The organism is Massilia sp. (assembly GCF_046293535.1).
In the GTDB taxonomy this organism is placed as follows: domain Bacteria; phylum Pseudomonadota; class Gammaproteobacteria; order Burkholderiales; family Burkholderiaceae_D; genus Telluria.
Map to the genome: position 1 here is coordinate 62,698 of NZ_JBKBOV010000025.1, position 10,311 is coordinate 73,008.

At 65.8% G+C, this 10,311-nt stretch carries 11 protein-coding genes; 4 read left to right on the top strand and 7 right to left on the bottom strand.

The window, feature by feature from the left end:
• The first annotated feature begins 17 nt into the window (after nucleotides 1-17).
• Nucleotides 18-593: a nucleoid occlusion factor SlmA gene (gene slmA, locus ACK4S9_RS14470; RefSeq protein WP_409726718.1), complete on the top strand. Its 576-nt coding sequence runs from the start codon at nucleotides 18-20 to the stop codon at nucleotides 591-593.
• Nucleotides 594-613: 20 nt separating this feature from the next.
• Nucleotides 614-2,449: an aminodeoxychorismate synthase component I gene (gene pabB / locus ACK4S9_RS14475; RefSeq protein ID WP_409726720.1), complete on the top strand. Its 1,836-nt coding sequence runs from the start codon at nucleotides 614-616 to the stop codon at nucleotides 2,447-2,449.
• A gap of 7 nt (nucleotides 2,450-2,456) precedes the next feature.
• Here the strand turns inward: pabB and ACK4S9_RS14480 are convergent, their stop codons facing one another.
• From ACK4S9_RS14480 to ACK4S9_RS14490, 3 genes are all read right to left on the bottom strand, one after another.
• A complete protein-coding gene (locus ACK4S9_RS14480) occupies nucleotides 2,457-3,068 on the bottom strand; it encodes an OmpW/AlkL family protein (protein ID WP_409726722.1) in 612 nt (203 codons plus the stop codon).
• Nucleotides 3,069-3,178: 110 nt separating this feature from the next.
• Nucleotides 3,179-3,778 (bottom strand): glutathione peroxidase, encoded by a 600-nt coding sequence (locus tag ACK4S9_RS14485; RefSeq protein WP_409726724.1) that lies wholly within the window; start codon nucleotides 3,776-3,778, stop codon nucleotides 3,179-3,181.
• 94 nt (nucleotides 3,779-3,872) lie between these two features.
• Complete coding sequence (locus tag ACK4S9_RS14490) at nucleotides 3,873-4,298, bottom strand: CoA-binding protein (protein WP_409726726.1); 426 nt, start codon at nucleotides 4,296-4,298, stop codon at nucleotides 3,873-3,875.
• A 112-nt stretch (nucleotides 4,299-4,410) separates the two neighbouring features.
• On the opposite strand from ACK4S9_RS14490, the gene ACK4S9_RS14495 reads away from it, so the two are divergent.
• Nucleotides 4,411-5,028: a peptidoglycan recognition family protein gene (locus tag ACK4S9_RS14495; RefSeq protein WP_409726728.1), complete on the top strand. Its 618-nt coding sequence runs from the start codon at nucleotides 4,411-4,413 to the stop codon at nucleotides 5,026-5,028.
• A gap of 155 nt (nucleotides 5,029-5,183) precedes the next feature.
• Here ACK4S9_RS14495 and ACK4S9_RS14500 read toward each other — a convergent pair whose 3' ends face one another.
• From ACK4S9_RS14500 to ACK4S9_RS14510, 3 genes are all read right to left on the bottom strand, one after another.
• Nucleotides 5,184-6,854 carry a serine hydrolase gene (locus ACK4S9_RS14500; protein WP_409726730.1) on the bottom strand — a complete coding sequence of 557 codons (1,671 nt, stop codon included), beginning with the start codon at nucleotides 6,852-6,854 and terminating at the stop codon, nucleotides 5,184-5,186.
• Nucleotides 6,855-6,955: 101 nt separating this feature from the next.
• Nucleotides 6,956-8,623, bottom strand: coding sequence for a serine hydrolase (locus ACK4S9_RS14505; protein WP_409726732.1), 1,668 nt, complete (start codon nucleotides 8,621-8,623; stop codon nucleotides 6,956-6,958).
• Between the two features lie 140 nt (nucleotides 8,624-8,763).
• A complete protein-coding gene (locus ACK4S9_RS14510) occupies nucleotides 8,764-9,120 on the bottom strand; it encodes a hypothetical protein (protein WP_409726734.1) in 357 nt (118 codons plus the stop codon).
• 195 nt (nucleotides 9,121-9,315) lie between these two features.
• On the opposite strand from ACK4S9_RS14510, the gene ACK4S9_RS14515 reads away from it, so the two are divergent.
• Entirely contained in the window at nucleotides 9,316-10,086 is a 771-nt protein-coding gene (locus tag ACK4S9_RS14515) for a PEP-CTERM sorting domain-containing protein (protein ID WP_409726736.1), read from the top strand.
• Between the two features lie 57 nt (nucleotides 10,087-10,143).
• Here the strand turns inward: ACK4S9_RS14515 and ACK4S9_RS14520 are convergent.
• Nucleotides 10,144-10,311 (bottom strand): ATP synthase delta/epsilon chain alpha-helix domain-containing protein (locus ACK4S9_RS14520; protein ID WP_409726742.1); only part of this gene is annotated, 168 nt, incomplete at its 5' end.

The window sequence follows — 10,311 nt, forward strand, 5'->3', positions numbered from 1 at the left end:
ACGACACTAGGGATCACATGGCAACCAAGCCAGGTCAGCGCAAACTGCAAATCCTCCAGGCCCTGGCCTCGATGCTCGAGCAGCCCAAGGGCGACAAGATCACCACGGCGGCGCTGGCGGCGCGCCTGTCGGTATCCGAGGCGGCGCTGTACCGCCATTTCGCCAGCAAGGCGCAGATGTACGAAGGCCTGATCGAGTTCATCGAATCGAGCGTCTTCGGCCTGATCAACCAGATCGCCGAGCGCGAGGAAGACGGCGTGCACCAGGCGCACGCGATCCTGCAGATGCTGCTGTCCTTCGCCGCCAACAACCCGGGCATGACCCGGGTGCTGATCGGCGACGCGCTGGTGGGCGAGGACGAGCGCCTGCAGCTGCGCATGAACGGCTTCTACGACCGGATCGAAATGGCGTTCAAGGGCGCCTTGCGGGTTGCCGTCACCCAGGGCCACGGCCTCGAGACCGACGTCGCGGCCCGCGCCAGCCTCCTGGTGAGCTACGTGACCGGGCGCTGGCACCGCTTCGCCAAGAGCGGCTTCAAGCAGAACCCGGCCGAAGGCACGGCCCTGCAGCTGTCGCTGCTGCTGGCGGCATAAAGGCTTCCTGCACAGGCATCATGGACACCCAGGAAGTATTCGCATTGCTGGACGACGCCGGCGCCGCAGGCGACGCCCGCTCGCGCCTGTACAGCCGCCACGCCGGCACCCTGCACTGCATCGATGCCGCCGGCTGGCCGCAGCTGCTGCGCGAGCTGCAGGAAGCGCTGGGACGCGGCCTGTACGCGGTGCCGCTCCTCACCTACGAACTGGGCGCGCAGCTGCAAGGCGTGCCGGCGCACCCGGTGGAAGGCGCACTGGCGCAGGTGCTGCTGTTCGAGCAATGCGAGCACCTGGATGCAAGCCAGGTCGAGGCCTGGATCGCCACCCGCGCGCCGGCGAACGAACGGGCGGGCGTGGCCGGCATCAGGCCCAACGTGGACGAGGCGGCCTTCACCGAGGCGATTGGCCGCATCCGCGACTACATCGCCGCCGGCGACACCTACCAGGTGAACTACACCTACCGCCTGCGCTTCGAGACCTACGGCTCGCTCCTCAAGCTGTATGCGCGCCTGCGGGAGCGCCAGCGCGTGCCCTACGGCGCCCTGGTGGCCCTGGCGGACGGCAGCGCCGTGCTGTCCTTCTCGCCCGAACTGTTCGTGCGCCACGACGCCGGCAGGCTGCTGGCGCGCCCGATGAAGGGCACCGCCCCGGCCAGCGGCATCGATGCCGTCGACGACGAACGCGCCAAGGCGCTTTCCGCGGACAGCAAGAACCGCGCCGAGAACCTGATGATCGTCGACCTGCTGCGCAACGACCTGGGACGGGTCGCCGCCACCGGCAGCGTCGAGGTGCCCGCGCTGTTCGAGGTGCGCCGCTACGGCAGCGTGCTGCAGATGACCTCGACCGTGCAGGCGCGCCTGCGCGAGGATGCGAGTCTGGAGCAGGTATTCGCCGCGCTCTACCCCTGCGGCTCGATCACGGGCGCGCCGAAGCGCCGCACCATGGAGATCATCCACGAACTCGAGCCAAGCGCGCGCGGCATGTATACCGGTGCGATCGGCTGGTTCGACCCGCCCGCCCCAGGCGGCGGCAAGGCCTTCGGTGATTTCTGCCTGTCGGTCCCGATCCGCACCCTGGCGCTGGGGGCGCCGCAAGGCGGCACCCGCAAGGGCGAGCTGGGCGTCGGCGCCGGCATCGTCTACGACAGCGAGGCCGCCTCCGAATATGCCGAATGCCAGCTCAAGGCGCGCTTCCTCACCGGCCTGCACAACGAGTTCGAGATTTTTGAAACCCTGCGCGCCTCCCGGGACGAGGGCTGCCGCCACGTCGAGCAGCACCTCGACCGCCTGGCAGCATCCTGCCGCTACTTCGGCCATCCGTTCGATTACGGCGCGGCCCGCGCGGCCCTGAACGACGCCTGCCTGGCCCTGCCCCAGGGCCAACTGCACCGGCTGCGCCTGGCCGTGGCGCACAGCGGCGCGCTGGCCGTGCAGGCGGCGCCGCAGGTCCCCTTGCGCGAACCGGTGGCGCTGCTGCTGGCGAAGGACAGCACCCATTCGGGCGACGTCTTCCTGCGCCACAAGACCAGCGTGCGCAGCCGCTACGACGCGGCCTGGCGCGCCGCCGAGGCGCAAGGCGCTTTCGACGCCCTGTTCTTCAACGAGCGCGGGGAACTGACCGAGGGGGGACGCAGCAACGTGTTCCTGCGTTTCGGCAGCGAGTGGATCACGCCGCCCGTGTCGAGCGGCCTGCTGCCGGGCGTGATGCGGGCGGTGCTGCTGCAGGCGCCGGCCTGGCGCGCCAGCGAACAGACCATCACGCGCGCGATGCTGGCGGAGGCGGACGACATCGTCGTCTGCAATGCCTTGCGCGGGCCGCTGCGGGCGGTCCTGCTGGACGACCCGCAAGCTTGAGCGCTAGTTAAAACCGGTAGCCGAGGCCGAGGCCGAAGAGCACCGGATCGACCTTCACCGCGCTTGCCCTGGCGCCGCCGACCATCACGTCGCTGCGGATGTTCACTTTTTTCACGTCGAGGTTCAGCGACCAGCGTGCATCGAGCCGGATGTCGACGCCTGCCTGCAGCGCCAGGCCCCAGCTGTCGTTCTCGAGGTCGCCCGCACCACCGAGCAGCTTCACGCGCGAGATCCGCGTGTAGTTCAGGCCCGCGCCTAAGTAAGGGCTTACTTTCGCCTGCGGCGCGAAGTGGTACTGGGCGCTCAAGGTCGGCGGCAAGTGACGGAAGCTGCCGATGCGCGCGCCATCCAGGGTGACGTCGTGCTTTTGAGGATAGGTGAGGATCAGTTCGGCCGCGAGGTGCGGCGTGAAGAAGTAGGAGATATCGACTTCCGGGATGGTCTTGCTGGCCACGTGGATGCGGTCGGCGGCGCCGCTGCCGGCCAGGGGCGCGGAATGCTTGGCGGGATCGATGTGGACGGCGCGGGCGCGCAGCATCCAGTTGGAATCCTGTGCCAGGGCCTGGGTGCCGGCGAGCGCGAGAGACATCGCCAGCACATGCTTGAACAAGGTTTTCATGTTTTTCTTCCTTTCGTCATGTAACGAAAGGAAGAATATTGATGCAGAGCAAAAAAATCGTTGATCTGGATCAAAATAACCACATTAAGAATGTGGTTATTGGTTCCGACTCACATGGCGAGCGCCTGCTCGATCTTGCCGACCAGGGCCGGGTCTTCCGGCGTCACCTTGCTCGGGAAATGTTCAAGCACCTTGCCGTCGCGGCCGATCAGGTATTTGGTGAAGTTCCACTTCGGCGCCTGGCCGGTGGCCTTGGCGAGGCTGGCGTGCAGCGGGTTGGCTTCCGGACCGGTGACCACGCTCTTGGCGAACATCGGGAACTTGACGCCATAGGTGTTGAAGCAGAAGTCGGCGATTTCCTTGGCATTGCCCGGTTCCTGCTTGCCGAAGTCGTTCGAGGGGAAGCCCAGCACAACCAGGCCGCGTCCGCCGTATTTCGCATACAGCTTCTCCAGCCCTTCGTACTGCTTGGTGAAACCGCAGTAGCTGGCCGTGTTCACGACCAGCACCACCTTGCCGGCATACTGGCACAGGTCCTGCGGCGCGTCGTCCTGCAGGCGCTTGAAGTTCTGCTTGAGGATGGCGGGGCAGCTCATCGGCATGCGCGCGGCGGCCGGCGCGCCCGGCGTGGACGTGGCCTGTGCGGCGGCAGGAAGAGCGGCGCTGGCTGCGGCAAAGGCAGCGAACAGCAGGGCGGTGGTCTTGATCATGGCGGGGAGTTCCCTGGTTGGTGATGCCACGATTGTAACGCAGCCGCCGCCTGTAAAGACCGCCGGCCGCCCGCGGCGCCCGGACGATATCCGTTCAGCCCGCGTTCAGGCTGCGGTGCTCGATCTTGATGCAGTGGTTCATGACGACGTCGAGGCCGGCGGCGCGCGCCAGGTCGGCGGCGGCCTGGTTCTCGATGTCGAGTTGCATCCACAGGCAGCCGGCGCGCACGGCGACGGCGTCGCGCGCGATCGGCGGGATGTCCTCGGACTTGCGGAAGCAGTCGACGATGTCGATCCGCTGGCCGCTGCCGGCCAGGGCGTCGGCCGCATCCTGCAGCGTGGCGTGGACCTGTTCGCCCAGGATGGTCTCGCCCGCATAGCTCGGGTTCACCGGCACGATGCGGTAGCCGTGCTCCTGCAGGTAGGCGGCCACCTCGTGGCTGGCGCGGTCGGGTTTGTTCGACAGGCCGACGATGGCGATGGTCTTGCTGTCATTGAGGATCTGGGCAATGCTTCTCATGGTGGCTTGGCTCGATGGTGATTCGGCTTTCAGCTTATCAGATTCGCATCACTGCTGGCGTCGCGGGCGCAAACGTGAAAAGATGCGGGCACCTTTGATTTCCATGCCCAACATGCGCCCTACCGCCCTTTCCCTGCTCGCCGCCCTGCTTCTCTCGCTGCCCGTCCACGCGGCCGAACCGCTGGCCGCGGTGGAACGCGCCATCGTCCCCGTGGCGAACTGGGGCGGAACCCCGGCCGACGCGTCAAAGGCGCGCCGCCACGCCATCACCCAGATCACCCTGCACCACCAGGGCGAGCCCTTCAAGGCGGGCACCGATCCGCAAGCCTACCTGCGCCGCCTGCAGTCCTGGTCGCGCGCCAGCAAGGGCTGGCTCGACATCCCCTACCACTACGTGATCGACCTCGATGGCCGCATCTACGAGGCGCGCAACATCGACTTCGCGGGCGACACCAATACCGAGTACGACCCCAGCGGGCACGCCCTGATCGAGGTGGTCGGCAACTTCGAGGAAGTGGAGCCGAACCAGCGGCAGCTCGATGCCGTGGTCGACCTGATGGCGCTGCTGGCGGCGAAGTACAAGGTGTCGCTGGACGCTATCCGCAGCCACCGGGACTATTCAAGCAAGACCGTGTGCCCGGGGGCGAACCTGTACCGCTACGTCAAGGAAGACTGGTTCCGCCACAAGGTGGCGCTGCGCCTGGCGGGCGAACAAGCCCAGAAACGCTAGAGCAGCCGCGATAACGTAGGGTGGGCGGGTCTCCCGCCCACGCGTTCAAACCAGGCTAGATCTGCCCGCGCGTAGTCTCATCCACTAACTATCACCGCGTGGGGTAATCTGGGCCAGTGGCCCAGATTACAAGCCGCCCACCCTACGAAACCCCATCAAAGCTTGCGCGCCGGGATGCTGCGCCCGCCCTGCTTCAGCACCAAGCCCTGGCCGGCCGCCGGCTCGAAACTGATCTCGGCATCGACCTCGTTCGAGAAGAACACGGTCTCGCTCATCGGGAATATCTCCAGCTTCGGCTGCCCGGTGGCCTGGGCAAAATAGCGGTCGCCCTCGCGGCTCAGCTCCATCACGAAGCCGGGACGCAATTCGTAGCGGCCGACGCGGGTATCGAAGGCCGCGCTGGCGATCTTTACCGCCTTGCGCCCGGCCGGTGCGTCGCCGATGCGCTGATGGACCAGCGCGTTGCCATCCTGGTGCAGCGTCACGGCCGTCACCTGGCCTGCAGCGTCACGCTGGAATTCGAACCAATCCAGGCCGCCCGGCACGAAGAAGGTATCTTTCGACGCGGCCTTCAGTGCTACCGGCGGCCGGCCGCTGCGCTGCATGACCAGGCCATCTCCGCCGCGGCGGAACACGCGCTGTACGCCTTTCTCGACCTCGTAGGTGCCGGTCACCGCGTCGAGCGCTGCGCCATCCAGCGCCACCTCCTTGAATTCGCGGTAGGGCTTGCCGATGGCGATGCCGGCCGCCTTGCGCGCCACCAGACCCGGATTGGCCGGCCCGCTGTCGCTGTTGGTCAGCACCGCCACGTAGACCTTCCGGTCCGGGACGTGCAGCGCATGGGTACTGAAGCCGTTGATGCCGCCGCCGTGGCCCATCGCCGTCTCGCCCTGCACCTTGCTGACGTCCCAACCGTAGCCATAGCCGGTGGCCTTGCCGTCGGCCAGGCGATACGAAGTGAACGCTCGCTGCCAGCTGGAAGGCTTGAGCAGGCGGCCCTTGGCGATCGCCGCATCCCAGCGCGCCAGGTCGTCCACCGTGGACACGAGCGAGCCGGCCGCATAGGGCTGGGTCATGCTGAGCGGCGCGGCGGCGCCATAGCCCTTTTCGGCGCGGCTATGGCCGGCCGCCACCGGCGCCTTGCTGTTGCCGAAGCCTTCATAATAGGTGTCGCGCATGCCGAGCGGCTTGAAGATGCGCTGCTCGAGGAAGCCGGCATAGGTCTGGCCCGAGATCTTCTCGATGATCGCACCGAGCAGGAAGTAGCCCGAGTTGTTGTAGCGGTACTGGCTGCCCGGCTCGAACTCGAGCGGATCGTTCTTGAAGCTGTCGATCATCTGGGCGACAGTGACGTCCTGTGCCATGTTGAGCATGTAGCCCGGTTTGCCCGTATAGCTGGGGATGCCCGAGGTATGCGTCAGCAGGTGCTCGATCGTGATCTTCTTTCCCTTGGCCGGGTAGCCCGGCAGGTGCTTCGTGATGTCGTCGTCCAGCGACAGCTTGCCTTCATCAAGCAGCATCAGGATGGCGGTCGCCGTGAACTGCTTGGTGATGGAACCGAGGCGCAGCGCCATTTCGGGCGTCATTTTCACACCCTTCGCCGTATCGGCCATGCCGTAGGCCTGACGGAGCACGGGCTTGCCGTCCTTGACCACGATGATCGTGGCGCCCGGCGCGTCGGCCTTGAAATACGGCGCGATGGCGGCGTCGATGCGGCTGGCCAGGTCTTGCTCGGCAGTCGCGGATTTGACGGCATCCTGGGCAAATGCAGCCTGCGGTTGGCACAACAGCAGCACGGCAGCACACATGGCGGTACGAAGCAGCATGGTCGGTCCCTTTCTTGTTGTAGAGGCCTGAAAAGCATAGGCCCGGCTTGCCTGGACGGCAAACGCCGGGCGACGAATGGTTGTTTACACGGTCCAGGCGGTCAAATCCGGCGACCGGAGAAATGGCGGCTGCCCTGCGTGAAGCGCAGGGTCTGGCCTTCGAAACTGAGCTCGGCGTCGACGTCGCGGGCGAAGAAGCGGGTTTCGCTCAGCGGGAAGATCTCGACCCGGCGCTGGCCGCTCGGCTGCACGAAATAGCGGCTGCCGTCGCGCGTCACTTCGAACACCATGCCCGGCTGGATCTCGTAGCGGCCGGCATGCGCATCGAAAACCGCATCCGCGATCTTCGCCACGATGCGCGGCGGCGGCGCCTCGCCGCTGCGCACGTGGTTCAACGCCCTGCCATCCTGGTGGTAGGTCACGCCCGTGACCTTGCCCCCTTCGCGCTGGAACACGAACCAGTCCGCCGTATCCGGCACGAAAAACTCGTTGGCCGACATGGCCCGCAAGACCAGGGGACCACGGTTGGGGCGCAGCAGGGAAAGGAATTCGCCATCGCGCCGGAATACGCGTTGCGTGTCCTTCTCAAACGTGTACGCACCGGCCACCGCGTCAATCGCCGCTGCATCGAGCGCCACTTCCCTGAATTCCGGCAGCGGCTTGCCGATGGCGACGGCGGCAGCCCGGCGTGCCACCACGTCCGGCACCACCGTGCCGGCGTCGCCGTTGGTCAGCACCGCCACGTACACGCCCTTGCTCGGGACGCGCAGGCCGTAGGAGCGAAAGCCCCGGGTCGAGCCGCTATGGCCGATGGTCGGCTCGCCCTGGATCAGGGTCAGCTCCCAGCCATAGCCGTAGTGGCTATCCTTGCCGTCCGCCAGCTTGTAGGACGTGAAGGCGCGCTGCCAGGTCGCCGGCTTGAGGAGCTGGCGGCCGACGGCCGCGTCCCATTTCGCCAAGTCGTCCACGGTCGACACCAGCTCGCCGCCGGCATAGGACTGGTTCTTGCCGAGCGGCCGGGCCGCACCAAACCCTTTTTCGAGCGGGGAGTGACCGGCGGCGCTCGGCCACTCGCCGCGCTCATGACCTTCGTAGGCGGTATGCGCCATCGCGAGCGGCTCGAAGATGCGCTGGGCGAGGAACTGGTGATAAGGCAGGCCGGAAACCTTCTCGATGATGGCCCCGAGCAGGTAGTAGCCCGAATTGTTGTAGCGCCAGGCGCTGCCCGGCTCGAACTGCAGCGGGTCGTTCTTGAAGGAGTCGATCTGGGCCGCCACCGTGGTGTCCTGCGGCGCGCGCTGTGCATAACCCGGCTTGCCGGTGTAGCTGACGATGCCCGAGGTATGGGTCAGCAGGTGCTCGATGGTGATTCTCTTGCCCTGGGTCGGGTAGTCCGGCAGGTAGGTCGTGATCTCGTCCTCGACGGAGAGCTTGCCTTCGTCCGCCAGCAGCAGGATGCCGGTCGCGGTGAACTGCTTGGTCATCGAACCGATGCGCATGGCCATCTCGGGCGCCATTTTCACACCTTTCGTGGTGTCGGCCATGCCGTAGGCGCGGCGCAGGACGGTCTGGCCATTTTTCACCACCAGCACGATGCCACCGGGTGCCTCGGCGGGGAAGTAGGGAGCGACGGTGGCGTGCAGGCGGAAGGACAGGTCCTCCAGGGCACGCTTGGTAAGCGGCTTGCCCTGATTGGCGTCGGCGGCGAAGGCGATGTGCGGTGCGCACAGGAGCAGCGCGGCGGCGCAGATGGCGGTACGGATGAACATGGTCGGCATTCCTTTCTTGTCGTGGAGTGCCGTGACTGTACGTACGCTGCCGGGCCTGCCGCAATCGACAGCCGATCAGCGGTCGTTCGGATGGGTCAAGTGGTGGCTATCCGGGGGCGAACGGGATGCCCCTGTGATCCTCAAGGCAGCCTGGCGGCGAGGAACAGCCAGATCACGGTCATCACCAGGACACCGGTGACGGTGACGCAGGTACCGGTGAAGAACAGGGCCGACAGCATGGTCGCGGACAGGACGCGCTCGAACAGGAAGCCGAGTGCGAAGTCGCAGGTGGCCAGCACCGACCAGCGCCGCATGTAGACCGGCAGGTAGCGGCTCATGCGCCGGTTGTGTTCGCGCGCCGCGTGGCGCTCATACAAATTGCGCGCCCTGCTGACGTCGCGGAACAGCCAGTCGAAGAAGAGGAAGCGGTACAAGGTCTGGCGAAAGGAGACGTCCCCGGGCCCTTGTTGCTCATCGTGATGTGGTGCGCTTCCCATGGTCGGCTCGACGGTAGTAGTGCCCAAACGGGTGTCGGAGAATGGTAAAGCGAAAACCGGCCAGGCATCAGTGCGGCAATCAACGGTGCGCAAGCGGGCAATGGTGCGGCATCGGCGCAACGGATCGGGTCAGGTGCGCGCCATGCCGGAACAGGGCGCCTATACTGGTTCGTGACCCCTCTTCGGGAGCGCATCATGAAGCTTTCCAGGTTGCTGTTCCCGGTCCTGCTCGCCCCGCTCCTGGCGGCAGCGGGCGAACCGGTCCGTGTCACGACGCAACTCAGCGGCAGCTTGACGCCTGGTCCCTCGCCCATTTTCGAACAGTTGGGATTGGGCTCATTCTACGACCAGGCGGCTGCCGTCCTACCCTATTCGCTCACGGTCAACACCGGCTTCAATTCAGATTTCTCCGAAGAGCTGTGCTATGGCACGGAGTGCTACAACTTCACTAAGGATGTTTCCTACACCCTTAGCGTGGGCGGCAGGTCGGTCGAGTTTTCAACGAACGATGGCCTGGCGCAGATACGCTGGACAGGAACTGGCTACCAGAACAGGCTGGCGTACACGAGCGGTGTCTACTACATTTCCATCGACACTTGGATGTCCGCGCCTGAAGGGACGTTCGACACCGATCCCTTGGCCCCTCGGTACATCGCAACGCCGGATGTCGATGGCAGGATGGAAATCACGATCATGCCGCTGGAGCCGGAAGTCCCGGTTTACTGGTCGCTGGGCGCCGAGGCCGACCGCGCGGTCCTGCAGGTCAGCGTCGTTCCAGAGCCGGGCCATGCCGCCATGCTGGCCACCGGACTGGCCGCGCTTGCGCTTGCCGGACGGCGCAGACGCAAAGCGGGGTCAGGTCTGACATTCGGACACGACCTCGACCGTGCATGCAGTCCAGAGTGGCGGCAATGCAATAAACACGTACGTGCCAAGGCAGAGCCTGTGTCCAAATGTCAGACCTGACCCCAATAAAAAAGGCAGCCCGAAGGCTGCCTCTTGTGCCGCAAACGCGGATGCTGCTTAGCGTCCTCGCGAACGCAGCTTCTGGATCGCCGCCAACTGCGCGATTGCAGCGGCCATTTCGGCCTGGGCTTTCGCGTAGTCGATCTTCGATTCCTTGTTCAGCATCAGCTCTTCGGCCTGCTTCTTTGCTTCCAGTGCCTTCGCTTCGTCCAGGTCGCCACCGCG